The organism is Achromobacter sp. FW305-C-13 (assembly GCF_058783475.1).
The window spans coordinates 15,632-40,697 of sequence record NZ_JBYSYN010000004.1; the positions used below are offsets into that span (position 1 = coordinate 15,632).

The window sequence follows — 25,066 nt, forward strand, 5'->3', positions numbered from 1 at the left end:
ATGACGCCCCACAAATCAAACGGCCCGGCAGATCGCCGGGCCGTTCGTTCATGCCGGGAACACGTGTTCAGACGGTCTGCGGGACTTCAGGCTTGCCCTTGCCCTTACCCTTGCCGCGGCGCAGGAAGGCCCAGACCTGCAGCAGGATCAGCAAGGCGCTTGCACCGATGAACCAGGCGCTGATCGGGCGTTGCACGAACACCGCCAGGTCGCCGCGCGACAACAGCAACGCGCGGCGGAAGTTCTCTTCGACCATCGGCCCCAGCACGAAGCCGAGCAGGATGGGCGCCACGGAGAATTCCAGCGTCATCAGGATGGCGCCGATCACGCCGAACGCCAGCACTTCCCAGATCTGGAAGAGGCTGTTCTGCGTGCTGTACACGCCCACCGCGATGAAGAACAGCGCGGACGGGAACAGGTAGCGGTACGGCACCTGCAGCAGCTTGACCCACACGCCGATCAGCGGCACGTTCAGCACCATCAGCAGCACGTTGCCCACCCAGAAGCTGGCGATCAGGCCCCAGAAGATGTCCGGATGCTCGGTGATCAGCTGCGGGCCGGGCTGGATGCCCTGGATCAGCAGCGCGCCCAGGATCAGCGCCATCACCGCATCGCCGGGGATGCCCAGGCTCATCGTCGGGATGAAGTCGACCTGCGTCTTCGAGTGCGACGACGCCTCCGGCGACGCCACGCCGGCGATCATGCCGGTGCCGAACTTCTCGGGCGTGCGGGAAATCTTGCGCTCCAGCGCGTAGGCGACGAACGTGGTGATGGTCGGGCCCGTGCCCGGCATGGCGCCGAACAGCGTGCCGACCGCCGTGCCCCGCACCATCGGCCAGAACGCGGTCTTCAGTTCCTGCTTGGTGGGGCGCATGTCGCGGATGCGCAGCTTGGCGCCGCTGCCGATGATGGTCATGCGGTTGACGCTCATCAGGAAGTCGGCCACGCCGAACAGGCCCATCGAGATCGCCACCAGCTCCAGGCCATCGGACAGGTCAAGCAGGCCGAACGAGAAGCGGATGGTGCCCGTGTTCACGTCGGTGCCGACCACGCCGCACATCAGGCCGAACAGCGTCATCGCCACGCCCTTGAGCGGCGAGCCCCGCGACATCGTCGCGCCGGCCAGCAAGCCCAGCAGCATGATCGAGAAGATCTCGGTCGGGCCGAACTTGAACGCTACTTCGACCAGCAGCGGCGATGCGAAGATCATGACGATGATGCCGACCGATGCCGCGAAGAACGAGCAGATCATCGTGATGCCCAGCGCGGTTCCCCCCTTGCCCTGTTTGGTCAGTGGATAACCGTCCAGGCAGGTGACCGCGTGCGGCGGATGCGAAGGCAGGTTGAGCAGGATTGCGCCGATGGCGCCGCCATACTGCGAACCGTAGAAGATGCCGGCCAGCATCAGGATCGCGGGCACGGGCTGCATCACGTAGGTCAGCGGCAGCAGGATGGAGATCGCCGACAGGGCGCCCATGCCGGGCAACACGCCGATGAGGTTGCCCACCAGCACGCCGAAGAACGACCACATCAGGTTGTGCCACTGGAACGCGACGCCGAAGCCGTACCAAAGGTCCATCAAAGATTGAGAGATCATGGCGCTTCAACCCCAACGAAACAGCGGCAGCTGCAGTTGCAGCGCCCACCAGAACACGACGACTGCGATCGCGGACATCGCGAGCGACAGCAGGATGGCTTGCTTGATGGTGTTCTTGCGATCACCGAGTGCCGAGATGAATACGATGGCGAACGTCGCCGGCAGCAGGCCGCCGTAATGGCCCAGCAGCAGGAACGCCAGCGTGCCCAGCAGAATGCAGGCGCTGCCGCGGAAATCGGGCAACCCATGCGCGTGGCCGTCGCCCGGCGCAGGCGGCGTCGCCTCGCCCGAACGCGCGGAAATGGCGATCAGCACGCCGGTCAGCGCCAACAGGCCGCCAAGCGCGGCGGGGAAGAACCCCGGCCCCATGTGGCTCAACGTGCCGATGTGGTAATCGGTGCCCCCGTATATCGCCCCCAACCCGATCAGGACCATCAGCGCACCGCCGTAGTAGTCCTTTCTGTTGATATTTTTTTGCACTTCCATCCTCCTTCCTGGTGCAGGACCGTGCCGGCCCTGGATGCGCTGCTCGAAACGAGCTTCGCCCGGCCCTTAACAGCGAGCCGGAGCGCAGATTACGGAGGGAAGCTGCTAATTCGCTTTCTATGCGCTGTCGCATTCCTGAATTCAGGGGTTATCCCTGAGTGCAGGCCCCGCGGGCAGGAAGGAAAGTGGAAAAAATTTTGAAAGCCAGGGGGCTTTACTGGTCGCCCTTGAGCTCGACATCGAGCGGACGCGGGTATTGCGAGACCGTCGGCGCCAGCGGCAGCCACAGGACGGAAGCCAGGCCCACGCCCCCCTGCGCGTTGGGTTCGCCGTCGCGCAGTTCGATGTCGCCGTCGTTGCGGCGGGCGTAGGCGCGAGCGATCGCCAGGCCCAGGCCGGAGCCCGACGATGCAACGGGCTTGTCCGTGCCGACCCGTTCGAAACGCGCGAAGGCGCGGCTGCGCAGGACGGGCTCCAGGCCCGGTCCGTTGTCCGACACGGAAACCTCGGCCCGGTTTTCCAGCCGGAAGACCGACACGGTGATCTGCGCCCCGACGGGTGCGTAGTGGATGGCGTTGTGCACGAGGTTGGACAGCGCTTCGTGCAGTTCGGCCTCGCTGCCCAGGACCGGCACGGGGATTTCCAGCCCGTCTTGCGACGCCGCCTGCACCCAGCCCAGGTCTTGCTGCTTTTCATGCGCCAGCGGCAGGTACTGCAAGACGACCTCACGCGACACCGCATTCATGTCCAGCAATTGGCGCGGCAGTTGATCAGCCTGGTTGGCGTGCGCCAGGGACAGCAGCTGCTCGGTCAGGCGGCGCGTGCGGCCCAGTTGATCGACGATGGCGCGCAAGCCCTCACGCGTGCGGGCCGGATCGCGCTCGCGCAGCGCGTATTGCGCCTGCGTCAGCATGATGGCCAACGGCGTGCGCAGCTGGTGCGAGGCGTCGGCCAGGAAGTGCGATTGCTCGTCCAGCACCCGGCGATAGCGGGCGATATGGTGGTTGACGGCGTCGACCAGCGGCGACACCTCGCTGGGCACGCGGGACGCGTCCAGCGGCGTCAGGTCGTCGGGGCGGCGGTTGCGGATATCGGCGCGCAGGCGGCGCAAGGGCTTCAATGCCCACGACACGCCCCACCACACCAGCAGCACGACCAGGGCCAACATGCGCGCGTCGCGCAGAATTTCCTGGCGTCGCGCATTGTTTTCGGCTTCGATCCGCTTGCCTGTGCTTTCCGCCACCACGACCAGCACCTGGCGATGCTGCCCCTGGTAGTAGAGATCGCGCACGACCGAGACCACGCGCACCGGGTCATTGCGGTAGACGCCGTCGTAGAAGATGGGTTGGCCGTTCGACCGCGGCCAGGTGGGCGGGCGTGGCATCTCGGGCATGCCCAGCAACGTCTTGCCCTGCTCGGTAGGCACCGGCGCCCCGTCCGGCAGCGGCGGATCAATCTGCTCGATGCGGAAATACTTACGCAGGCCCGCGCGGGATTCCAGCATCACCTGCGCGTAAAGCGGCGTGGCCACCTGGAGGTTGCCGTCCGGCGTGAATTCCAGGCTGCTTTCCAGCACGCGGGCGGGTTCCACCAGCGCGCTGTCATAAGCCTCGTTGGTGATCTCGGACAGGGTGCGGTAGTCGTTCAGGCTGTCGATGACCAGCAGCACCACGACGCCCGGCAGCAGCAGGATGATAAGCAGCGCGCGGATGCCGACGCGTGGCATCCCGGGTATCCGCAAGCTCACTCAGGATTCCGATGCGGCGGACTCGCTGGTGACGCTTTCCAGCATGTAGCCCAGCCCGCGCACGGTCACGATGCGCACGTCGCTGCCGGCCAGCTTCTTGCGCAGACGGTGCAGCACGACCTCGATGGCGTCGGGGTTGGCTTCGCTGTCGTGCGTGAAGACCTTGCCGAACAACTGCGACTTGTCCACGGGGTAGCCGCTGCGGGTCAGCAGCGCCGCCAGGGCGGCATGTTCGCGCGGGGTCAGGAACAGCAGCGAGCCGTCCAGCGTGAAGGCACGGCTTTCGCTGTCGTAGGACAGCGAGCCGCACTGCAGGCGCGGATGCTGACGGCCGCGGCTGCGGCGCACCAGCGCGGTCAGCCGCGCTTCCAGTTCTTCCAGGGCGAAGGGCTTGGTCAGGAAGTCGTCCGCCCCCAGGTTCAGGCCGCGCACCCGGTCCTGCAGCGCGCCTTGGGCGGTCAGCAGCAGAACGGGCGTGCGGTCGTCCCGGTTGCGCATTTCGCGCAGGACGACCAGGCCGTGCTTGTCGGGCAGGCGCAGGTCCATGACGATGGCGTCATATTCCGTGCCCGCCATGAATGCTTCGGCCGTGCGGGCATCTGCCGCGTGATCCGGCACGAACCCGCTCTGAGCGAGCGCGCGCATCAACCAGGACGCCATGTCCCGTTCGTCTTCAACCAACAATATGCGCATGACCGTCCGTTCCTTCGGGCAAATTCTCTGCTGCCCGCTGCCCGTGCACGCGCTGGCGCAGGTAGCGGGTTTCATGATGACGCCGAAAGAGGATCGCCGACAACTCGTTCAACGCCTGGGTATAGACATCGCGCTTGAACTCGATCACGGCGTCCAGGGGTACCCAATACTGGCTCCAGCGCCAGGCATCGAATTCCGGATGCTGCGTCGCGCGCAAGCACACATCGCTGTCACGTCCCACCAGGCGCAACAAGAACCAAATCTGTTTTTGTCCTTTATAGTGGCCACGCCACTCACGCCGGACGAAGTGATCGGGCACGTTATAACGTAACCAATCGCGTGTACGCCCCAAAATACGGACATGCTCGGGCTTCAAGCCCACCTCTTCATGGAGTTCGCGATACATGGCCTGCACCGGGCTTTCGCCATATTTGATGCCGCCCTGGGGGAACTGCCATGCATGTTCCCTGATACGCTTGCCCCAAAAGACCTCGTTTCGACTGTTGACGAGAATGATGCCGACATTGGGGCGGTAGCCTTCGCGGTCAAGCATGGGCCACCCCCACCGAATTCAATACAATTACAGTCGATTATACGTATCTGCTGCCACCTTTAAACATGCGCGCATCCAACTACCACATCAACACCCTCAAAGAAGCCCCTTCCGAAGCCGAAGTCGCCAGCCACCAGCTGATGACCCGGGCCGGGATGATCCGCAAACTCGCGGGCGGCATCTACACCTACATGCCCCTGGGCCTGAAGATCATCCGCAAGGTCGAGGCGATCGTCCGGGAGGAAATGAACGCCTCCGGCGCCATCGAGCTGCTGATGCCGGTCGTCCAGCCCGCCGAGCTCTGGCAGGAATCGGGCCGTTGGGAGCAGTACGGCGCTGAACTGCTGCGCATCAAGGACCGCCACCAGCGCGACTTCGTGCTGCAGCCGACGTCCGAGGAAGTCATCACCGACATCGCGCGCAATGAAATCCACAGCTACCGCCAACTGCCGCTGAATTTCTATCACATTCAGACCAAGTTCCGGGACGAACGCCGCCCCCGCTTCGGCCTGATGCGCGGCCGCGAATTCACGATGAAGGACGCCTACTCCTTCGACCGCGACGAAGCCGGCGCCCTGAAAAGCTACGACACCATGTACGCTGCTTACATGCGCATTTTCGGCCGCCTGGGCCTGGAATTCCGCGCGGTGGCCGCAGACACGGGCTCAATCGGCGGCACCCGCAGCCATGAATTCCAGGTGATCGCCGACACCGGCGAAGACCTGCTGGTCTACAACGCCGAGACCGACTACGCCGCCAACATCGAACTGGCCGAAGCCGTTTCGCTGTACCCCGTGCGCGGTGAAGCCACCCAGGCCATGGCCGACGTGCCCACCCCGGGCGCGGCCAAGTGCGAAGACGTGGCCAAGCTGCTGGGCCTGCCGCTGGAAAAGACGATCAAGTCGATCGTCCTGGCCACCGACGGCGACAAGGGCAAAGTCGACATCTGGCTGCTGCTCCTGCGCGGCGACCACGAACTGAACGAAATCAAGGCGGGCAAGCTGCCGGGCCTGGCGGGCTTCCGCTTCGCCACGGAAAGCGAGATCGTCGAGTATTTCGGCTGCAAGCCCGGCTATCTGGGCCCGGTCAAGACGGCCAAGCCGGTGCACGTGATCGCCGACCGCACGGTCGCCAACATGGCCGATTTCATCTGCGGCGCGAACAAGGAAGATTTCCACATCCAGGGAGTAAACTGGGGCCGCGACCTGCCCGAGCCCGAGCTCGTGGCCGATCTGCGCAACGTGGTCGCGGGCGACCCGTCGCCGGATGGCAAGGGCACGCTCTCCATCCAGCGCGGTATTGAAGTGGGACACGTTTTCTACCTGGGCAAGAAGTACTCCGAAGCCCTCAAGGCCACCTTCCTGGACGAAACTGGTAAACCGGCCGTCTTGGAAATGGGTTGCTACGGCATTGGCGTGACGCGCATCGTGGGCGCCGCGATCGAGCAGAACCACGACGCCCGCGGCATCATCTGGCCCCGTGCGATCGCCCCGTTCGAAGTGGTGATCTGCCCGGTGGGCTGGGGCAAAAGTGAAACCGTGCGTGACACCGCCCAGAAGCTGTATGAATCGCTGCTGGCACGCGGCGTGGACGTCATCCTGGACGACCGCGATGCACGCCCGGGCGTCATGTTTGCTGAATGGGAGTTGATCGGCGCTCCGCTGCGTGTAACAGTTGGAGAACGCGGCCTGAACGATGGTGTGGTGGAATTGCAGGCCCGCCGGGAATCCGAAGCGGCCAAGATTCCGGTAGAGTCCGCGCTGGAAACGGTGCTGGCAAAACTCGACACCCTCTAACCTTATAGCTAGTACGGACTTTTCGCGTCCCGACCCGCATCACTCCCTATCCGTATCGTGACCGATCTGAAGTCCGCCGAATCCCTCCTGCAAGTCCGTGTCTACTACGAAGACACGGATGCGGGCGGGGTGGTTTTCTACGCTAACTACTTGAAATTCCTGGAACGCGCACGCACCGAATGGCTGCGCAACCTGGGAGTCAACCAGTCCGGGCTGGCCGCGAGCGAGCAGCGTTTATTCGTTGTCCGCTCCTTGGACATGTCTTACCGCAAGCCGGCCAGACTGGACGATTTGCTTACCATACGCAGCCGAGTCACCAAACTGGGCCGCGCTTCGATACACTTCGCGCAGCGCGCGGAACGCGACGGGGAACTGCTTGCCGAAGGCAACATCCAAGTCTGTTGCGTCGATGCCGTGAACATGCGGCCGGCGGAACTGCCGGCCGACATCCGCGCCAAACTGGAATCCATTCAGGAATAACCATGCAAGCCACCAGCGACATGTCGTTGCTTTCGTTGATTTCGCACGCCAGCGTGCCGGTCCAGCTGATCATGCTGATGCTGTTGGGCATCTCGATCATGTCCTGGACCTACATTTTCGCCAAGCGCCTTGCCATCAAGCGCGCCCATACCCAGACCCGCCGCTTTGAAGACGACTTCTGGTCGGGCGGCGACCTGTCCATGCTGCAACAGGCCGTGGCCTCGCGCCGCGACGAACAAGGCGCCCTGGCCCGCATCTTCGATGCCGGCATGACCGAATTCCTGAAGGCCCGCCGCGGCAACTCGGCCGGCGACGCCACCGCCCTGCTGGACGGCCCGCGCCGCGCCATGCGCGCCGCCTACCAGCGCGAAATGGATTCGCTGGAATCGCACCTGAACTTCCTGGCATCGGCCGGTTCGGTATCGCCCTACATCGGCCTGCTGGGCACGGTCTGGGGGATCATGCACGCCTTCATCGGCCTGTCGAACATGCAGCAGGCCACGCTGGCCTCGGTGGCCCCCGGTATCGCGGAAGCACTGATCGCCACCGCGATCGGCCTGTTCGCCGCCATCCCGGCCGTGGTCGCCTACAACCGCTTCACGAATGACATCGATCGCATCTCGATCCGTTTCGACAGCTTCGTCGACGAATTCCTGAACATTCTGCAACGGCAGGTGCGCTAATGCCCTCGGTAAGCTCACGCGGCAGGTCCGGCCGCCGCATGAAGGCCGACATCAACGTGGTGCCGTACATCGACGTGATGCTGGTGCTGCTGGTCATCTTCATGGTGACCGCGCCCCTGATCACGCCCGGGCTGATCCAGCTGCCTTCGGTCGGCGCGGCATCGGACGTGCCCGTGAAACCGCTGGAAGTCCAAATTTCGGAAGACGGCAAGATCGCCCTGCGCATGCGCGAACCCGGCGCCACGATGCAGGACATCGCCCGCCCCGAGCTGGTGGCGCAAGTGCGCTCGCGCATTACCGCGGAAACGCCGGTGGTCATCGCCGCCGACGGCAAGGTGCCCTACGAGACGGTCGTGAAGGTGATGGACGAACTGCGCACGAACGGCATCACCCGCCTGGGCCTGCTGGTGGACCAGTCCGCCGCCGGCGCTTCCCAGCCCGCATCCGCGAAAAAACGCTAACGCGACGCCTTCCGCCGGCTTGCCCGGCATGCAACGCCCATGACGCCACCCATAATTCGACACCGCAGCGGCCCGCCGGCCACCCCGCCCAACAACGACAACCGGAATGCGCTCATTCTGGCCGTGGCGGTGCATTTGCTGCTGCTGGTCGCCTTGATCTTTGGCGTGAGCTGGCGCACGGAGGCCCCCGGCCCCGTCGAGGTCCAGCTCTGGGCCGACGGCAATTCGCCCGTCTCCCCGCCGCCCACGCCCCAGCCCGAACAGCCCAAGCCGGCCCCCAAGCCCGAGCCCAAGCCGGAACCCGAAAAGGCCCCCGAGCCGCCGCCGCCTCCCCCTCCTCCGCCCAAGCCTGAACCCGAGGTTCAGCCCAAGACCGAGGAAGTGGATCCCGAGATCGCGATCCAGGAAGCCAAGAAGAAGCGCGAACAGGAAGAGAAGGCACGCCAGGCCGCTGAAGCGGCCAAGGAAAAGGCGCGCCTGGAAGAAGAGCGCAAGCAGGCCGAATTGAAGGAAAAGAAGCGCCTGGAGCAGGAACGCCAGGCTGCCGAGAAGGCGGCTGCCGAGAAAGCCGCGGCTGACAAGGCCGCCGCCGACAAGGCTGCTGCAGAGAAGGCCGCTGCCGACAAGGCCGCCGCCGAAAAGAAGGCTAAGGACGACGCTGCCAAGAAGGCCGCCGCGGAAAAGGCTGCTGCCGACAAGGCGGCCGCCGAGAAAGCGGCTGCCGATAAGGCCGCGGCTGAAAAGGCCGCCGCCGAGAAGGCTGCCGCCGCCAAGAAGGCGGCCGCGGACAAGGCCCTGAAGGATGCGTTCCGCAACGACGCGCTGGGCGCCGCAGGCATCCCCGGCGGCACGGCCGACCGCAACCAGGCAGGCGGTGGACGCGACAACGGCTATGCCGCCAAGGTGCGCGCCTGCATTCTTCCGGGCGTCGCTTATCAGCCGCCGCCCCGCAGCGGCTCCGGGAATCCGACCGCACAATACCGGGTACAGTTAGGTACTGACGGGAAGGTTAACGGCGTATCGCTGACGGAATCCTCTGGCAATGCGGCGTTCGACCGTGCGGTCGAGACCGGTATCCGCCGCTGCAACCCCTTCCCGAAGCCCTCCACGGGCAGCTACGAAAAGTTCATTGACGTAGTGCACAAAATGTATGATTGACAGGAGATTGATGAATATGACTCCCGCTTATAGCCGACGAGGCTCCCTCCTCGCTCTCTGGCGATCGTATGGACTCGGCTTGCTGATGCTTACGCTGGCCTGCCTGATGGCGATGAAACCGGTCCATGCCCAGTTGCGCGTTGATATTTCCGGTACTGGCGCAACCCAGTACCCCGTAGCCATCGCCGATTTCGCGGTGGACGACACCCACGGCCGCGCCCTGGCTGAAGTGATCCGCGCCGACCTGACCCGCACGGGCCAGTTCCGCCTGATCAACGCCGCCGGTTCCGGCCTGAACGTCGACTCGCCCATCGCCCATGACGACTGGCGTGGCAAAGGCGCGGACTTCCTGGCTTATGGCAGCATCACCCGTGGCGCCGATGGCCGCTACGACGTGCGCTACCGCCTGGCCGACACGGTCAAGAAGGGTCAATTGGACGGCGTGGCGTTCTCGGGCACCGAGCAGGAACTGCGCCGCGTGGCCCACCAGATTGCTGACCGCATCTACGAGAAGATCACCGGCGTTCGCGGCGTGTTCTCGACCCGTATCGCTTACGTGCTGAAGAAGGGCGCCACCTACGAACTGCAAGTGGCCGACGCTGACGGGCAGAACCCGCAAGTGGCCCTGCGTTCGCGCGAGCCCATCATCTCGCCGTCCTGGTCGCCTGATGGCGCCAAGCTGGCTTACGTGAGCTTCGAGTCCGGCAAGCCGGTCGTCTACGTGCACACTCTGGCCACCAGCGCCCGCGTGCCTGTCGCTAACTTCAAGGGCAACAACAGCGCTCCCGCCTGGTCGCCCGACGGATCCAAGCTGGCCGTGGCGTTGACGCGTGACGGTTTGTCGCAAATTTACATCGTTGGCGCGTCCGACGGGTCCAATCCCAGCCGAGTTACGCGTTCTCCCGGGATTGACACCGAACCGACCTTTACGCCAGACGGTGCTTCCATTATCTTTACGAGTGACCGCAGCGGCGGGCCGCAAATCTATCAGACCGGCTCGACAGGTGGCGAAGCACGCCGCCTCACGTTTAATGGTGGTTACAACATATCACCCCGAATTTCCCCCGATGGATCGACGCTGCTGTACGTTGCAAGACGCGACGGCGCGTTTCGAATCGCGTCGTTGAACCTGTCCTCAGGCTCCGAATCCTTGATCACTGATGGTCGTGACGATCAGTCGCCAAGTTTCGCGCCGAATGGCATGCAAGTCCTTTACGCCGCCATCCAAAATGGACGTAGCGTACTTGCGGGTGTTTCGAGCGATGGCCGCGTACGGCAGACGCTTTCGGTACTGAACGGGGAAATACGTGAACCGACTTGGGGCCCATTTACCCGATAACACGTGTGACTCTCTTTGCAAAGGAACTATCATGAAGTCGCGCATTGCCAAAAGCCTAACCATCGCCGCTCTGGCTGCCACCCTGGCAGCTTGCAGCTCCGTCCCTCTCGACGATAAAGCGGGTCAGGGCGGAGGCGCAGGCCAAGGATCAGCTGGTTCAGGCCAGATCCTTGATCCCTTTAACCCCCAAAGCATCCTGGCGCAACAGCGCTCGGTGTACTTTGATTTCGACAGCTACACCGTGTCGGACCAGTACCGCGGCTTGGTCGAAACCCACGCCCGCTACCTGGCTTCGCACCAGCAGCAGAAGGTCAAGATCGAAGGCAACACCGACGAACGCGGCGGTGCTGAGTACAACCTGGCCCTGGGCCAGCGTCGTGCAGACGCCGTGCGTCGCATGATGACCCTGCTGGGCGTCAGCGACAACCAGATCGAAACCATCAGCTTCGGCAAAGAAAAGCCGAAGTCGACGGGTACGTCGGAAGCCGACTTTGCTGAAAACCGCCGCGCCGATATCAACTATCTGCGTTAAGATTTTCGTATAGTCCAAGAGCCCTACCACGCGTCGGGACGGTCAGCCGGCCGTCCCGACGTTTGTTTTTATACCCGGGAATATTCATGCGCGATAACGTTCTGTCCCTGCGTCCTCTGATTGTGGCCACTGGCCTGGTGCTTGCGGCCCTGACGGCGCCCGCTCACGCTTTTTCCGATGATGAAGCCCGTAAGGCCATCCTGGATTTGCGCCAGCAGGTTCAGCAGCAGAACGAGCAAAGCCAACGCGCCAAGCTGCAATTGGCCGACCAGATTCAATCCCTGCAGCAAGAAGTAGCGCAGTTGCGCGACCAGCTGGAACTGGTGTCGCGCCAGCAGCCCAGCGCCAAGCCGGGCGCGCCCAGCGGCACGAATCCCCCGGGCACCGCCGCAGGCGACCCGCAAGAACAAGCCGCCTATGACGGCGCGATGGATCTGTTCCGCAAGGGCCAGTACAAGGACGCCGCCGAATCGCTGGCCGCCTTCACCTCGCTCTACCCGAACAGCCAGTTGGCTCCCAGCGCGCAGTTCTACCTGGGCAGCAGCCGCTACGGCATGAAGGACTTCAAGGGCGCCATCGAGCAACTGACCAGCATGGTCCAGAAGTCGCCCGAGAACGCCCGGGCGCCGGACGCCCTGCTAATCATCGCCGGCGGTCAGATCGAACTGAACAACCGCGCCGGCGCCAAAGCGTCGCTGCAGCGCATTGTTCGCGACTACCCGAACGCCCCGGCGGCGGCCACGGCCAAGAGCCGCCTGCAACTGCTGCAGTAATGCTCCCCGCCGCAAGCGCGGTCAGCGCCTACCGGCACATCCTGCGCCGCCGCGCAGGGCTACTCGCCCTGCTGCTGGCGGCGATTTTCATGGCGCTGCTGATCGACTTCACGGTAGGCCCGTCGGGCCTGCCCTGGGGCGACCTGTGGCGCACCTTGAGCGCCCCCACCTCCGCCGACCCCACCTACCGCGTGATCGTGTGGGACATCCGCCTGCCTTCCGCCCTGATGGCCGCCCTGGTGGGCATGGCCCTGGGCCTGGCCGGCGCCGAAATGCAGACCATCCTGAATAATCCGCTGGCTAGCCCGTTTACGCTGGGCGTGTCGTCCGCCGCCGCGTTTGGCGCGTCGCTGGCCATCGTCTTGCAGTTGGGGCTGCCGGGAGTGCCCAGCGGCTGGCTGATCGCCGGCAACGCGTTCCTGTTTGCCTTGGTGGCGGCCTTGCTGCTGGATGCGGTAGCCCGGTGGAGCGGCATGAATACGTCGGGCGTCGTGCTGTTCGGCATCGCGATGGTGTTCACTTTCAATGCCCTGGTGTCGCTGGTGCAGTTCCTGGCCAGCGCCGAAGCGCTGCAGAACCTGGTGTTCTGGACGATGGGCAGCCTGGCGCGGTCCAACTGGACGACGACGGGCGTCGTGGCGCTGGCCGTGGCGATCGCCTTGCCGCTGGCGATGCGCCAATCGTGGAAGCTGACGGCGCTGCGGCTGGGCGAAGACCGCGCCGCCAGCTTCGGCGTGGACGTGCGCCGGGTGCGCGTGGCGGCGCTGGCGCGCGTCAGCCTGCTGTCGGCGCTGGCCGTGGCGTTTGTCGGCACCATCGGATTCATCGGGCTGGTGGCGCCGCACATCGCACGCCGGCTGTTCGGCGAGGATCACCGCTTCTATCTGCCCGGCAGTGCTCTCGTCGGCGCACTGATCCTGTCACTGGCTTCCGTCGTTTCCAAGAACCTGCTGCCCGGCGTGGTGGTGCCCGTAGGCATCGTGACGGCGCTGGTCGGCATCCCCTTTTTCGTGGCGGTGGTGTTGCGCCGGCAATTGCCATGACGCGCGACGCCGCGTTGGACATCCACGGGCTGACCGCCGGCTATGGCCGCGACGACGTGCTGCACGCGCTGACGGTGCCGGCGCTTGCCCCGGGCCACGTGACCGCCCTGCTGGGCCCGAACGGCAGCGGAAAATCCACCTTGCTGAAAGCGCTGGCCGGACTGGTCCGCACGCGGCAAGGCAGCGTCTTGCTGAACGGCCAGGACATGACCCGCCTGGGCGTGGGCGAGCGCGCCCGGCATATGGTCTATCTGCCGCAGAGCCTGCCCGCCGCCGTACACCTGCGGGTGTTCGAATCGGTGCTGGTCGCGGCCAAGGCGACGCAGGACGCGCTGGCGCCGCCTGTTGCCATGGCGGACATCGAGCGCCTGCTGGACCGGCTGGGCATCGCGCACCTGGCGCTGCATTACCTGGACGCCCTGTCTGGCGGGCAAAAACAACTGGTGGGGCTGGCGCAAGCGCTGATCCGGCATCCGCGCGTGCTGCTGCTGGACGAGCCCCTGTCCGCCCTGGACTTGAACTACCAGTTCCATGTGATGCGGCTGCTGAAACAGGAAACGCAAGAGCACAGGCTGATCAGCATCATCGTGCTGCATGACTTGAACGTGGCGTTGCAGCACGCCGACCGCGCCGTGATGATCTCTAGCGGCCGGCTGCACGCCGAGGGTGCGCCCGCGGAGGTGATCACGCCGGCGTCGTTGGCCGCCGTGTACGGCGTGCAGGGCCGGGTGGAAGCCTGCTCGCGCGGCTTGCGGCAGGTACTGATCGACGGGTTGGACGAACACCCGCGCTGACCACGCCGATGCGTCGGATGCGGGTCGTTCGGGCGAGGGGATTCAGCCGCGCAGGGCGACGTCCACGACCGGCGCGCCGGTCATGTCCGCCAATTGCCGGGGCGTCAGGTTGAATACGGCGTGCGGATGGCCCGCGGCCGCCCACAGGCTGTCGTAATTGAACAGATCGGCATCCAGCAGCATGACCGGTTTGACGGCATGACCGATGGGGCAGACGCCGCCAATCGCATAACCCGTGTTGTCGCGCACGAACTTGGCATCGGCCTTGGCCAGCGCCCCCACCTGCTCGGCCACCTTGGCCTCGTCCACGCGGTTGGCGCCGCTGGCGATGACCAGCACCGGCGCGTCATCGGAGGCCCGCCGGAAGATGATCGACTTGGCGATCTGCGCCACCTCGCAGCCCAGGCCCGCCGCCGCTTCCGCCGAGGTCTTGCCCGACTGCGGCAGGACGACGACGGGCTTGTCGTGGCCGATCTCCAGCAGGAGGCGAGCAACGCGTTGGGCGGATTCGGGCAAAGCGGCGAGGGACTCGGGGGACATCGTGACGGACTCCGTGAAAGACTGCGGACGAGTTTATCAGCGGCCGCCGGCGATGGCGTGCCGCGGCGACGGGCTAGAATGCGGACCTGGCTTTCCCCTTCCTGCCCTCCATGCGTTCCGAACCCGTCCTCCCCCTGCAAACCGCGTTGATCGGCGGCTACGCCATGTCCTACACCGAGTACGGCAGCGGCACGCCGCTGGTGCTGGTGCATGGTTCGCTGTCGGACTGCCGCTACTGGAAGTCGCAGATGGCGCCGCTGGGCAAGTCGTTCCGGGTGCTGGCGGTTTGCCTGCGCCGCTACTGGCCGGAAACGTGGGACGGCGAAGGCGACGGCTTTTCGATCGAGCAGCATGCCAGCGACGTGCTGGAATTCATCGACACCGTCGCCGGCGGCCCCGCCCACTTGGTGGGCCATTCCCGCGGCGGGCGCGTGGCGCTGGAAGCCGCGCTGCGCCAGCCCGACGCGCTACGCAGCCTGACCTTGGCCGATCCCGGCCTGCCGCTGCCCGGCGGCGATGATTCGCGCGGCGGTTTTCGCCAGCGCGCCTTGGCGCTGATCCGCCAGGGCGACGTCGAGGAAGGCCTGGCGCTGTTCGTGGACACGGTGACGGGGCCGGACACCTGGCAACGCATGGTGCCGTGGTTCAAGGAGATGGTGCGCGACAACGTCGGCACCCTTTTCGGCCAGGCGGAAGAAAAGCCCGAAGCCCTGACGCCCCAGCAGATCGGCACCCTGAAACTGCCGACGCTCCTGATCGGCGGCGCGCTGAGCCCCGCTCCCTATCCCGCCGTGCTGGACGCCCTGTCGCAATGGGTACCGCACGCGCACCGCGTGACGGTCGTCGGGTCGTCGCACGGCATGAACCTGGGCAACCCGCGCGCGTTCAACGGCGCCATCGAAGCATTCATCGGCGGCTAAGCCCCGCCCCGATCACGGTTCCACCGACGGCGTGTGCTTTAAGCGCCGCAGGACGAACGTGGAGCGGCTGTGGCGCACGCCCCGCAGCTTGTACAGCCGCTTGCGCAGGAATTCCTCGTAGCCCTCGGTGCCCGCGACGGCCACCTTGATCAGATAGTCGTATTCGCCCGTGACCAGAAAGGCTTCGACCACTTCCGGCAGCCGGGTGATCTCTTCGCCGAAGCGGGCCAGCGACTCGTCGTCGTGGTGTTCCAGCGTTACCTCGATCATGACGGTATCCGGCAACCCCAGCGCCTTCTGGTTCAGCAAGGCCGCATAGCCCTCGATGACGCCGGCCTCTTCCAGCGCCTTGACCCGGTTCCAGCAAGGCGTGGGCGACAGGCCCACCTGCTCGGCAAGCTTCAGATTGGTCAGCCGGCCGTCGGCGCGCAGCGCGCGCAGGATCTTGCGGTCGGTTTCGTCGATTTTCGGGGTAGCGGACATGGTTGGCGGATCGATAAAGAGAATATCCCTGTAGAAGCGAATTCTACAAGATAGATATTCCTCAAAATCCCTGAAATCGGCGTGAATCAGGAAACCTATTTTGTTTCCTCGGCCGTAGACTTTCCAGCAAGACGGGCCCTACCCCGCCCGTCGGATTTCGGCGCATGCACCGCGGCACAACCCGGCGTGCGCGCCGGCAGTTCCAACGCAGCAACCCGTGCGCCGATCCGCGCGGCTGGAAACCATGTCTCACGCAGCAGCAGTACCCGCAAGAACCGGTCTGGGCCTGTCCGGCACCGCCATGCTCCTGACCGCCCCGGCGTTATTCGCATCGAATATGGTCGCCGCCCGCTGGGCGCACGACGCCAGCCTTCCCCCTGTTTTCCTTGCCTTCGGCCGCTGGCTGCTGGCCTTGCTGATCTTGCTGCCGCTCGCGGCACCTGCCCTGCGCGCGCACCGCCGCGCCTTGTGGCGTGGTTTGCCCGCCCTGCTGCCGCTGGCGGTGCTGGGCATGGGCGTGGCGGTGGCGCCGCAATACATCGGCGCGCAGACCACCAGCGCCACCAACATCGCGCTGATCTTTTCGTGCAGCCCCATCCTGGTGGCCTTGCTGGAAGCGCTGATCTGGCGCAAGCCGCTGTCCGCGCTGCGGGCGGCCGGTTTGGGTCTGGCGCTGGGCGGCGTGCTGGTGGTGCTGTCGCGCGGCGATCTCCAGGCGCTGACCCGGTTGGCGTTCGGCCAGGGCGACCTGTGGGTGCTGCTGGCCGCCACGGGGTGGGCGTTCTATACCGTCTTGCAGAAACGCCTGACCCTGCCCGCCGTACCGGACAGCGCCCGGCTGGCCATGATGATGCTGGGCGGCGTCTTGGCGTTGGCGCCGTTTGCCGGCATCGAAGCCGCGGCAGGCGCCACGCCGCCGTGGACGGACCCGCGCCTGGCGGCCGTGCTGCTGTTCCTGGCGGTGGTGCCCAGCCTGGGCGCCTATTACGTGTATGGCCGGCTGATCAGCCAGGCCGGTCCCGCCACGGCGGGGCTGTCCATGTTCCTGGTGCCGGTGTATGCCGCATTGCTGGCGTGGCCCTTGCTGGGCGAGACGCCGCAACTGTTTCACGCCTACGGCTTCGTGATGATTTTGATGGGCGTGAAGATGGCGTCTTCGCGGATGCGGGCGGGGGCAGCCACCGTGGCCGCCCCGGCCTGAACCCCTCGGCAGGGAGTCAGCGGCCCGCGCCTTGGGCCGCGATGACTTCCTGCGCCACCTGGCGCGGCGCTTCGGCGTAGTGCTTGAACTCCATCGTGTAGGTCGCGCGCCCCTGCGTCAGCGAGCGCAACGACGTCGAATAGCCGAACATTTCGGCCAGCGGCACTTCGGCGCGCACGACCTTGCCGCCGCCCCCCGCGATGTCTTCCATGCCCTGCACCATGCCGCGCCGTGACGACAGGTCGCCCATCACGTTGCCGGTGAAGTCTTCGGGTGTCTCGACTTCGACCTGCATCATCGGTTCAAGCAAGACGGGATCGGCGCGGCGCATGCCTTCCTTGAACGCCATCGAACCCGCCATCTTGAAGGCATTTTCGTTGGAGTCCACGTCGTGGTACGAGCCGAAAAACAGGGTCGCCTTCACATCCACCACCGGGTAACCTGCCAGCACGCCGGCATTCAGCGATTCGCGGATGCCCTTGTCGACCGCCGGGATGAATTCGCGCGGCACCACGCCCCCCTTGATGGCGTCGACGAACTCGTAGCCCTTGCCCGGCTCTTGCGGTTCCAGCTTCAGCACCACGTGGCCGTACTGGCCACGCCCGCCCGACTGTTTGACGAACTTGCCTTCGACCTCGTTGCAGGCCTTGCGGATGGTTTCGCGGTAGGCCACTTGCGGCTTGCCGACGGTGGCTTCGACGTTGAACTCGCGCTTCATGCGGTCGACCAGGATTTCCAGGTGCAGCTCGCCCATGCCCGAGATGATGGTCTGCCCCGATTCCTCGTCGGTGCGCACGCGGAAAGACGGATCTTCCTGCGCCAGGCGATTCAACGCGATGCCCATCTTTTCCTGGTCGGCCTTGGTCTTGGGTTCCACCGCCTGGGAAATGACGGGTTCGGGGAAGACCATCCGTTCAAGGATGATGACGTGTGCCGGGTCCGATAGCGTGTCGCCGGTGGTGACGTCCTTGATGCCGACCGCCGCGGCAATGTCGCCGGCGTAGACCTCGGTGATTTCGCGCCGCTCGTTGGCGTGCATCTGCAGGATGCGGCCCAGCCGTTCCTTCTTGCCCTTGATCGGGTTGAAGACCGAATCGCCCGACTTCACCACGCCGGAGTAGACGCGGAAGAACACCAGTTGCCCGACGAAGGGGTCCGTCATGATCTTGAAGGCCAGCGCCGAGAACGGCTCGTTGTCGGCCGGATGGCGTTCGATTTCGCGGTCGCGCTCGTCGTGCCCCTTGATGGCGGGCACGTCCAGCGGCGACGGCATGTAGTCGATGACGGCGTCCAGCATTGCCTGCACGCCCTTGTTCTTGAAGGCGCTGCCGCACAGCATGGGCACGATCTCGTTGGCGACGGTGCGGATGCGCAAGCCCAGCTTGATTTCGTCTTCCGTCAGGGTCTCGCCCGACAGGTACTTTTCAAGCAGGGTTTCGTTGGCCTCGGCGGCCTTTTCCACCATCTTGTCGTGCCACTTCTGCGCCTCGTCCTGCAGAGACGCGGGGATGTCTTCGTACTTGAATTTCACGCCCTGGCTGGCGTCGTCCCAGATGATGGCTTTCATCTTGACCAGGTCGATCACGCCTTCGAAATGGTCTTCAGCGCCGACGGGCAACTGGATGGGCACGGCGTCGCCCTTCAGGCGTTCAGCGATTTGGCGCTGCACGCGCAGGAAGTCCGCGCCCACGCGGTCCATCTTGTTGACGAACGCCAGGCGCGGCACCTTGTACTTGTTGGCTTGGCGCCAGACGGTTTCGGACTGCGGCTGCACGCCGCCGACCGCGTCATAGACCATGACGGCGCCGTCCAGCACGCGCATGGACCGTTCGACTTCAATGGTGAAGTCCACGTGCCCGGGCGTGTCGATGATGTTGATGCGGTGTTCGGGGTAGTTGCCCGCCATGCCTTTCCAGAAGGCGGTGGTGGCGGCCGACGTGATGGTGATGCCGCGTTCCTGCTCTTGCTCCATCCAGTCCATCACGGCGGCGCCGTCATGGACTTCGCCGATCTTGTGGGTGATGCCGGTATAGAAGAGGATGCGCTCGGTGGTCGTCGTTTTGCCCGCGTCGATATGGGCGCTGATGCCGATATTGCGGTAAAGCTCGATACGCGTCTTGCGAGTCATGGCCTCTTCCTTGCAGTGAACCACTTGTGCACATACGGCAAGCCCGACCGGGCGCTGCCGCGGCGGGCGCCATGCCGCGTGAGGTACTGGGAGGAATGCGTAACCGCGCCCGCGCTGATGCGTAAATATTACGCGCCGCGCGGCAAGATACAAGAACCAATCGGTGCCGGTTCCGGCCTGCCCGGCAGATTGGCCCCGTAAGGCCCTGTTTTCCTTGAAAAGAGGCGCCAGGAAAAAGATATTCATGGCTGCCATAGGAAAAATTAGTCCGCCGACACAAGACAAAAAAAGCCCCTCGCTACGGAGGGGCTTTGCGGCGCATGCACCGGCGTAGTGCCGGGCGGGACGGCGCTTACTTCTTTTCTTCCTTGACGCGATACACCAACACGGCGGTGCTGGCCAGCGACAGCACCTTGGCGGTGACGCTGCCCAGCAGCAGGCGCGACAGGCCGCTGCGGCCGTGGCTGCCGATGAAGATCAGGTCGCAACCGGCGTCCGTGGCGGCCTGAACGATGCCGTCAGCCACATTGAAGTTGGACACGGCGCGCGATTCGGACTTGACGCCGGCGGTGTCGGCGCGGTCGGTGATCTGTTTCAGGTACTTGTCGGCTTGCTCGGCCGAGGCCTTTTCGTAGTCTTCGTCGGTGATGGCATAGGCCGCAGCCATGCCGTCAAAACCAATCGTGGCAGCAAAGGGCTGCGTCACGTAAAGGGCGACGACTTCGGCGCCGACCGAACGTGCGAAGGAAATGCCCGCGTTGGCGGCTTGGGCCGACAGCGGCGAACCGTCGGTGGGAATCAGGATCTTCTTGAACATCTTGCCTGCTCCTGTTTGAGAGGAATCTTTATGCTACCGGAAAGCCGCCAGGTTCACATCAAGGGAACCTGGCGGGCTTGATGCGCGTCAAGCGCCGGGTCAGCCCAGTTGCTGGGCGGCGGCGAACAGATTGGTGCAGCGGGTACCGGTGCGGCAGTAGGCCAGCACGGGGCCCGGCAGGGTCTTGAGCAATTCGGCGAAGCGCACGACGTCGGACACGGTCATGGCGCTGCCCACGACGGGCTGGTATTCGACTGCCAAGCCGGCTGCGGCGGCGGCCTTGGACACATCGGCAGCGGTGGGCTGGTCAGGGCCGCCTTCGAAGTCGGGGCGGTTGATGATCACGCTCTTGTAGCCGGCGGCGGCGACATCGGCCATGTCGTCGGGACCCAATTGAGGCGCGACGGCAAAGTTTTCGGTCAGGGGTTTGATGGGTGCGGACATGGCGGTTCCTTCAGATAGACAGCTGCATATTATTGATTGTAGGAGCCGTTTTGCGCGAAGAGTTTTTCCAATTCTGTCCAGACGCCGCGGTCGTCCGCGATCGAGACCGAGAAGCGCAGCATGGTCGAGGGCGCCTGGGACGGTGAAAACAGCGTGCCCGGCGCCAGCAGCATGCCCCGGTCGGCGGCTTCGCGCGCCAGCACTTCCGTGTCGCGCCCGCAATCGGCCCACACGAACATGCCCGCGTTGGGTTCGTGCGGCACCGTCAGTCCCAGCTTCAACAGCCCTTTCAGGCACCGCTGGCGCGCGTCGTCCACCCTGGCGCGCACCCGCTCGATGTGGCGCCGGTACTGCCCTTCCATGAGCACGCGGTGGACCACGCGTTCGCCCAGTTCGGGCGACGTCAGCCCGGCCAGCATTTTCAGGTCTGCCAGCTTTTGCAGGATGTCGGGGTTGGCGGCCACATAACCCACGCGCAGGCTGGCGGCCAGCATCTTGGAGTAGCCGCTGACCAGGATCACGCGGTTCAGTCGGTCCAGCACCGCCAGCTTCATGGCGCCGCCGGGATGCAGTTCGCCGTAGGTGTCGTCTTCGACCACCATGAAATCGTGGCGCTCGGCGATCCGCAGGATGTCGTAGGCCACGCCGGCGGACAGCGTGTGGCCGGTCGGGTTGTGCACGGCGCTGTTGATGATGAAGAGCTTGGGCTTGTGCTCGGCCGCCATGCGTTCCAGCATGGCGATATCGGGGCCGTCGGGCCCGCGCGGCACGCCGATCAGCCGCGCGCCGAATGCGGCCAGGCGACCGAAGATGACGAACCAGGCCGGGTCTTCCACCAGCACGGTATCACCCGGTTTGACCAGGTGGCGCGCGATCAGGTCCAGGCCGTGCGTCACGCCGTTGGTGGTCAATAGATTTAGTTCCGGATGCGCCGGCACGCCGTCGTTCTGCAGCGACGCGGCGATCTGCTGGCGCAAGGGCGCAAAGCCCTGCGGATGGCCGTAGCTGACGAGGTTGGCGCGCACCGAACGGCCCACTGCGCGCACGGCGCTGGCCACCATGTCCGGATCGAGCCATTCGGCCGGCAGCAGGCCGGCTCCGCCGGGCATGCCCGGCGCGTTGGTTTCACGGAACATGCTGCGCAGCAGCCAGGCGATGTCCACGCGGGCGGGCGGCGCCAGCGTGGTGGCGGGCGCGGTGGCCACGGCCGCCAGCGGGCCGCTGCGCGCGCGGACGAAAAACCCCGCGCCGCGGCGCGACTGCACCAGGCCACGCGCCACCAGCCGGTCATACGCTTCGACGACCGTGAAGCGGCTGACGCCCGACTGTTCGGCCATCTTGCGGATGGAGGGCAGCCGGGTACCGGGCCGCAGGCCCTGTTCGTCGATGCGGCGGGCCAGGCCATCGGCCAGCTGGGTCACCAGGGAGGCGTCGGCCTGGCGCACGGGCTGCCAGGGCATGGAAGGCGCGGAGGCGGAAGGGGAAGCAACTGTCATGGGGATTCGACCAGGCCAGTGATTAAAGTGATATGCCTAAGTGTACCGGTACTGTACCGATAACTATGCGTAGAGTGACAGCAATACGTAAAGCCCGCAACTGCGGGCTTTACCCGCCCCCAAAACTTCATCACCGTCATACTTTCCCCGGCAGCTGTCATGACCCGATCCACGCTTTATCCGTCCCCCCAGGCGGCGTCCCTCGCTCCCCCCTCCGTCTGGGAGGGCTATGGCTACGGCTTCCTGGGTGTACTGGTCTTTTCCCTGACGCTGCCGATGACGCGGCTGGCCGTCTCGGAACTGGCCCCGCTGCTGGTCGGGCTGGGGCGGGCCCTGGTGGCGGCTGTGCCAGCGATCGCGCTGCTGTGGCTGACGCGCAGCCGGCGGCCGAACCGCCAGGAATGGCCCGGCGTCATCCTGGCCGCGCTTGGCATCGTGGTGGGCTGGCCGCTGGCCTCCACGCTGGCGATGCAAAGCGTGTCGTCTTCGCACGGCGCGGTGTTCAACGGCTTGCTGCCGCTGTCGACGGCGGCGTTTGCGGCGCTGCGCAGCGGTGAACGCCCATCGGCCTCGTTCTGGGGCTGGGCGGTGGTGGGCGCCGCGCTGGTCACGACCTTTGCCTTGCGCCAGGGCCACGGCACGCTGTCCACAGGCGACCTATGGCTGCTGGTGGCGGTGGTGCTGGGCGGCATGGGCTATGCGGAAGGCGCCCGCGCGGCGCGCACGCTGGGCGGCTCGCGCACCATCTGCTGGGCGCTGGCGATCAGTGCGCCAGTCGTGGTGGCGCCGGTCGGCTGGATGGCCGCACAGGCGCACTGGCCCAGCGCCACGGTCGTTTCCGCCTGCGCCTACCTGGCGTTCGGTTCGATGTTCCTGGGGTTCTTCGCCTGGTACCGCGGCCTGGCCGTGGGCGGCATCGCCCGCGTGGGACAAGTGCAATTGCTGCAGCCCTTCCTGACGGTCGTGGCGGCGGCAGCGTTTTTTGGCGAAGCCGTGGAGCCGTCGACCTTCGTGTTCGCCGCTGCCGTGATCGCCGTTATCGCCGGCGGACGCCGTGCCATTATCAGGACCAAAAAATGAATCTGCTCCCTACCAACTGGGCCGACGTGCCCTTGGCTTCCGCCTCGCTGCTGGGCCCCCTGGCGCTGTTCGCGCTGGTCAGCTCGATCACGCCGGGACCCAATAACGTCATGCTGGCGTCGTCCGGCCTGAACTTCGGCTTCCGCCGCAGCATGCCGCATCTGCTGGGCGTGAACCTGGGCTTCACGCTGATGATCTTCCTGGTGGGCATCGGGCTGGGTTCGGTGTTCCAGCAAGTGCCCGAGCTGTACACGGTGCTGAAGTACGCCGGCGCCGCATACCTGCTTTACCTGGCCTGGAAGATCGCCAATTCGGGCGGCATGGAAGACGGCGACGCGCGCGGCAAGCCCTTCACGTTCCTGCAGGCTGCGGCGTTCCAGTGGGTCAACCCCAAGGCCTGGGTGATGGCCGTAGGCGTGGTGGCGACCTACACGCCGCAGAACGGTTTCTTCGCCAACCTGGTGATTGCCACGCTGGTCTGCGGCATCGTCAACCTGCCCAGCATTGGGGTCTGGGTGACCTTCGGCACCGCGCTGCGCCGGGTGCTGCACAAGCCCTGGGCGGTGCGCGCTTTCAATGTGAGCATGGCGCTGCTGCTGGTGGCGTCCCTGTACCCGGTGGCGCTGGAATTGCTGCACTGACGCTTCCGTGTCAGGCCAGCAGGCCGACCACGACGGCGGGGGTGACCAGCACATTGAACAAGCCCGCCATCACCATCACCAGGCCCGCGACGGCGCCCTCTTCGGCCGCCAGTTCGCGGGCCTTTGCCGTTCCGGCGCCATGCGCGCCCATGCCGAACAGCGCACCACGCGCCAGCGCCGAACGCAACGGCAGCCAGCGCCGCATCAGTTGGCCGATAGCCGCGCCGAACACGCCGGTCACGATCACGAACACCGCGGTCAGGTCCGGCACGCCGCCCACATGGGAAGACACCGCCACCGCGAAGGGCGTGGCGACCGAACGCGGCAGCAGGCTCAGCCGCAGGTCCGGCGGCAGGTCGAGCAGGCTGCCCAGCATCCAGGCGCTGACGCCGGCGATCAGGCTGCCCACCGCCACCCCAGCCACCAGCACCGGCCAGTAGCGCCGGATCAGCACGCGCTGCTCGTACAGCGGCAAGGCGAAGGCCACGATGACCGGCCCCAGCATCGCCATCAGCCAATGCGAGCCGGACATGTAGTCCCGATACCCGGTGTGCAGGAGGATCGCCAAGGCCAGCAGCAGCGCGGGCGCCACGACCAGGGTCGATGTCCACCAGTACGCATGGCGTCGGTAGAACAGGCGCGCACAGACGTAGGCCGCGACCGTGGCCGCCGGCCAGAAGACCTGGTTGAATTCAAGCGGCATGACGATTCATCCAGCGATAGCAGAGATCGATGGTCAGCGCGGTGCCGGCCATGACCAGCGCTGTGCCCACCAAGATGACGACCAGCAGCTTCACGCCAAGCATCCCCAGGAACTCGCGGTGGTCCAGTAGCGACATGACCGCGGGCACGAAGAACAGCAGCATTTCGCCCAGCAGCCAGCTCGCGCCGCGATGGACGTTGCGCACACGCAGCCGCCGCGTCGCCAGCAACGCCAGCACCAGCGCCATGCCGATCACGCCGCCCGGCACAGGCAGGCCCAAGGCATTGGCCAGGACTTGGCCCAGCACGGAGAACAGGACGATCAGGGCGATTTGCAGCAAGCGGCTGCGGCGCAGCGCAAGGCGCAAGACGAGGGCGGTGCGAGGACTAGGGCGAGACATCAGACGGGTTCCAGCGACAAGCTGATGTTTTACGCCTGCGTGCCCCATAGATAAAATGAATTCGAAGAATCCAACTTA

27 protein-coding genes are annotated in these 25,066 nt (G+C 65.4%); 14 read left to right on the forward strand and 13 right to left on the reverse strand.

Annotated elements, in window-relative coordinates:
• Nucleotides 1-67: 67 nt before the first annotated feature.
• From AC3WMU_RS23690 to AC3WMU_RS23710, 5 genes are all read right to left on the reverse strand, one after another.
• Nucleotides 68-1,597, reverse strand: coding sequence for a tripartite tricarboxylate transporter permease (locus tag AC3WMU_RS23690; RefSeq protein WP_035213662.1), 1,530 nt, complete (start codon nucleotides 1,595-1,597; stop codon nucleotides 68-70).
• Nucleotides 1,598-1,603: 6 nt separating this feature from the next.
• On the reverse strand, nucleotides 1,604-2,083 hold the full coding sequence (locus tag AC3WMU_RS23695; protein WP_211187804.1) for a tripartite tricarboxylate transporter TctB family protein: 480 nt from the start codon (nucleotides 2,081-2,083) through the stop codon (nucleotides 1,604-1,606).
• A 214-nt stretch (nucleotides 2,084-2,297) separates the two neighbouring features.
• Nucleotides 2,298-3,809, reverse strand: coding sequence for a sensor histidine kinase (locus AC3WMU_RS23700; RefSeq protein ID WP_006225988.1), 1,512 nt, complete (start codon nucleotides 3,807-3,809; stop codon nucleotides 2,298-2,300).
• Between the two features lie 21 nt (nucleotides 3,810-3,830).
• Entirely contained in the window at nucleotides 3,831-4,523 is a 693-nt protein-coding gene (locus tag AC3WMU_RS23705; RefSeq protein WP_006225987.1) for a response regulator, read from the reverse strand.
• Entirely contained in the window at nucleotides 4,504-5,076 is a 573-nt protein-coding gene (locus tag AC3WMU_RS23710; protein ID WP_006217428.1) for an RNA pyrophosphohydrolase, read from the reverse strand. The genes AC3WMU_RS23705 and AC3WMU_RS23710 overlap by 20 nt, the downstream gene beginning before the upstream one ends.
• A 65-nt stretch (nucleotides 5,077-5,141) precedes the next feature.
• Between AC3WMU_RS23710 and AC3WMU_RS23715 the strand changes: the two genes are divergently transcribed.
• From AC3WMU_RS23715 to AC3WMU_RS23760, 10 genes are all read left to right on the forward strand, one after another.
• On the forward strand, nucleotides 5,142-6,872 hold the full coding sequence (locus AC3WMU_RS23715; RefSeq protein ID WP_006225986.1) for a proline--tRNA ligase: 1,731 nt from the start codon (nucleotides 5,142-5,144) through the stop codon (nucleotides 6,870-6,872).
• 57 nt (nucleotides 6,873-6,929) lie between these two features.
• Nucleotides 6,930-7,352 (forward strand): tol-pal system-associated acyl-CoA thioesterase, encoded by a 423-nt coding sequence (gene ybgC, locus AC3WMU_RS23720; protein WP_492283054.1) that lies wholly within the window; start codon nucleotides 6,930-6,932, stop codon nucleotides 7,350-7,352.
• A gap of 2 nt (nucleotides 7,353-7,354) precedes the next feature.
• A complete protein-coding gene (gene tolQ, locus AC3WMU_RS23725) occupies nucleotides 7,355-8,035 on the forward strand; it encodes a protein TolQ (protein WP_006225984.1) in 681 nt (226 codons plus the stop codon).
• Nucleotides 8,035-8,496, forward strand: coding sequence for an ExbD/TolR family protein (locus AC3WMU_RS23730; protein ID WP_006225983.1), 462 nt, complete (start codon nucleotides 8,035-8,037; stop codon nucleotides 8,494-8,496). The genes tolQ and AC3WMU_RS23730 overlap by 1 nt, the downstream gene beginning before the upstream one ends.
• A gap of 39 nt (nucleotides 8,497-8,535) precedes the next feature.
• The gene (gene tolA, locus AC3WMU_RS23735) at nucleotides 8,536-9,654 is read left to right on the forward strand and encodes a cell envelope integrity protein TolA (protein ID WP_006225982.1); all 1,119 of its coding nucleotides are present in this window, start codon (nucleotides 8,536-8,538) and stop codon (nucleotides 9,652-9,654) included.
• Between the two features lie 16 nt (nucleotides 9,655-9,670).
• Nucleotides 9,671-10,993 (forward strand): Tol-Pal system beta propeller repeat protein TolB, encoded by a 1,323-nt coding sequence (tolB, locus tag AC3WMU_RS23740; protein ID WP_035213675.1) that lies wholly within the window; start codon nucleotides 9,671-9,673, stop codon nucleotides 10,991-10,993.
• Nucleotides 10,994-11,024: 31 nt separating this feature from the next.
• Nucleotides 11,025-11,525: a peptidoglycan-associated lipoprotein Pal gene (pal, locus tag AC3WMU_RS23745; RefSeq protein ID WP_006225980.1), complete on the forward strand. Its 501-nt coding sequence runs from the start codon at nucleotides 11,025-11,027 to the stop codon at nucleotides 11,523-11,525.
• Between the two features lie 86 nt (nucleotides 11,526-11,611).
• Nucleotides 11,612-12,298, forward strand: coding sequence for a tol-pal system protein YbgF (ybgF, locus tag AC3WMU_RS23750; protein WP_006225979.1), 687 nt, complete (start codon nucleotides 11,612-11,614; stop codon nucleotides 12,296-12,298).
• Nucleotides 12,298-13,341, forward strand: a complete 1,044-nt coding sequence (locus AC3WMU_RS23755) for a FecCD family ABC transporter permease (RefSeq protein WP_006225978.1) — start codon at nucleotides 12,298-12,300, stop codon at nucleotides 13,339-13,341. Before ybgF ends, AC3WMU_RS23755 begins: the two co-directional genes overlap by 1 nt.
• Nucleotides 13,338-14,135 (forward strand): ABC transporter ATP-binding protein, encoded by a 798-nt coding sequence (locus AC3WMU_RS23760; protein WP_424624527.1) that lies wholly within the window; start codon nucleotides 13,338-13,340, stop codon nucleotides 14,133-14,135. Before AC3WMU_RS23755 ends, AC3WMU_RS23760 begins: the two co-directional genes overlap by 4 nt.
• A 42-nt stretch (nucleotides 14,136-14,177) precedes the next feature.
• Here AC3WMU_RS23760 and AC3WMU_RS23765 read toward each other — a convergent pair whose 3' ends face one another.
• Nucleotides 14,178-14,675, reverse strand: a complete 498-nt coding sequence (locus tag AC3WMU_RS23765) for a YbaK/EbsC family protein (RefSeq protein ID WP_006225976.1) — start codon at nucleotides 14,673-14,675, stop codon at nucleotides 14,178-14,180.
• A gap of 110 nt (nucleotides 14,676-14,785) precedes the next feature.
• Here AC3WMU_RS23765 and AC3WMU_RS23770 point away from each other — a divergent pair, with 110 nt between their 5' ends.
• On the forward strand, nucleotides 14,786-15,595 hold the full coding sequence (locus AC3WMU_RS23770) for an alpha/beta fold hydrolase (RefSeq protein ID WP_035213661.1): 810 nt from the start codon (nucleotides 14,786-14,788) through the stop codon (nucleotides 15,593-15,595).
• A 12-nt stretch (nucleotides 15,596-15,607) separates the two neighbouring features.
• Here the strand turns inward: AC3WMU_RS23770 and AC3WMU_RS23775 are convergent, their stop codons facing one another.
• On the reverse strand, nucleotides 15,608-16,078 hold the full coding sequence (locus tag AC3WMU_RS23775) for an Lrp/AsnC family transcriptional regulator (RefSeq protein WP_006225974.1): 471 nt from the start codon (nucleotides 16,076-16,078) through the stop codon (nucleotides 15,608-15,610).
• A 244-nt stretch (nucleotides 16,079-16,322) separates the two neighbouring features.
• Here AC3WMU_RS23775 and AC3WMU_RS23780 point away from each other — a divergent pair, with 244 nt between their 5' ends.
• Entirely contained in the window at nucleotides 16,323-17,279 is a 957-nt protein-coding gene (locus AC3WMU_RS23780; RefSeq protein ID WP_234704816.1) for a DMT family transporter, read from the forward strand.
• A gap of 16 nt (nucleotides 17,280-17,295) precedes the next feature.
• Here AC3WMU_RS23780 and fusA read toward each other — a convergent pair whose 3' ends face one another.
• The 4 genes from fusA to AC3WMU_RS23800 form a co-directional block, all read right to left on the reverse strand.
• On the reverse strand, nucleotides 17,296-19,407 hold the full coding sequence (gene fusA / locus AC3WMU_RS23785) for an elongation factor G (protein ID WP_006225972.1): 2,112 nt from the start codon (nucleotides 19,405-19,407) through the stop codon (nucleotides 17,296-17,298).
• A 352-nt stretch (nucleotides 19,408-19,759) separates the two neighbouring features.
• Nucleotides 19,760-20,224, reverse strand: coding sequence for a universal stress protein (locus AC3WMU_RS23790; RefSeq protein WP_006225971.1), 465 nt, complete (start codon nucleotides 20,222-20,224; stop codon nucleotides 19,760-19,762).
• Nucleotides 20,225-20,323: 99 nt separating this feature from the next.
• Nucleotides 20,324-20,668 carry a protein tyrosine phosphatase family protein gene (locus AC3WMU_RS23795; protein ID WP_006225970.1) on the reverse strand — a complete coding sequence of 115 codons (345 nt, stop codon included), beginning with the start codon at nucleotides 20,666-20,668 and terminating at the stop codon, nucleotides 20,324-20,326.
• A 29-nt stretch (nucleotides 20,669-20,697) separates the two neighbouring features.
• Nucleotides 20,698-22,113 (reverse strand): aminotransferase-like domain-containing protein, encoded by a 1,416-nt coding sequence (locus AC3WMU_RS23800; RefSeq protein ID WP_085946958.1) that lies wholly within the window; start codon nucleotides 22,111-22,113, stop codon nucleotides 20,698-20,700.
• 210 nt (nucleotides 22,114-22,323) lie between these two features.
• On the opposite strand from AC3WMU_RS23800, the gene AC3WMU_RS23805 reads away from it, so the two are divergent.
• Complete coding sequence (locus tag AC3WMU_RS23805) at nucleotides 22,324-23,244, forward strand: DMT family transporter (RefSeq protein WP_088590344.1); 921 nt, start codon at nucleotides 22,324-22,326, stop codon at nucleotides 23,242-23,244.
• Entirely contained in the window at nucleotides 23,241-23,885 is a 645-nt protein-coding gene (locus AC3WMU_RS23810; RefSeq protein WP_006225967.1) for a LysE family translocator, read from the forward strand. Before AC3WMU_RS23805 ends, AC3WMU_RS23810 begins: the two co-directional genes overlap by 4 nt.
• A 10-nt stretch (nucleotides 23,886-23,895) precedes the next feature.
• Here the strand turns inward: AC3WMU_RS23810 and AC3WMU_RS23815 are convergent, their stop codons facing one another.
• Together AC3WMU_RS23815 and AC3WMU_RS23820 are read right to left on the reverse strand one after the other, a co-directional pair.
• Complete coding sequence (locus tag AC3WMU_RS23815; RefSeq protein WP_088590342.1) at nucleotides 23,896-24,588, reverse strand: LrgB family protein; 693 nt, start codon at nucleotides 24,586-24,588, stop codon at nucleotides 23,896-23,898.
• The gene (locus AC3WMU_RS23820; protein WP_280028836.1) at nucleotides 24,578-24,988 is read right to left on the reverse strand and encodes a CidA/LrgA family protein; all 411 of its coding nucleotides are present in this window, start codon (nucleotides 24,986-24,988) and stop codon (nucleotides 24,578-24,580) included. Before AC3WMU_RS23820 ends, AC3WMU_RS23815 begins: the two co-directional genes overlap by 11 nt.
• Nucleotides 24,989-25,066: the final 78 nt, after the last annotated feature.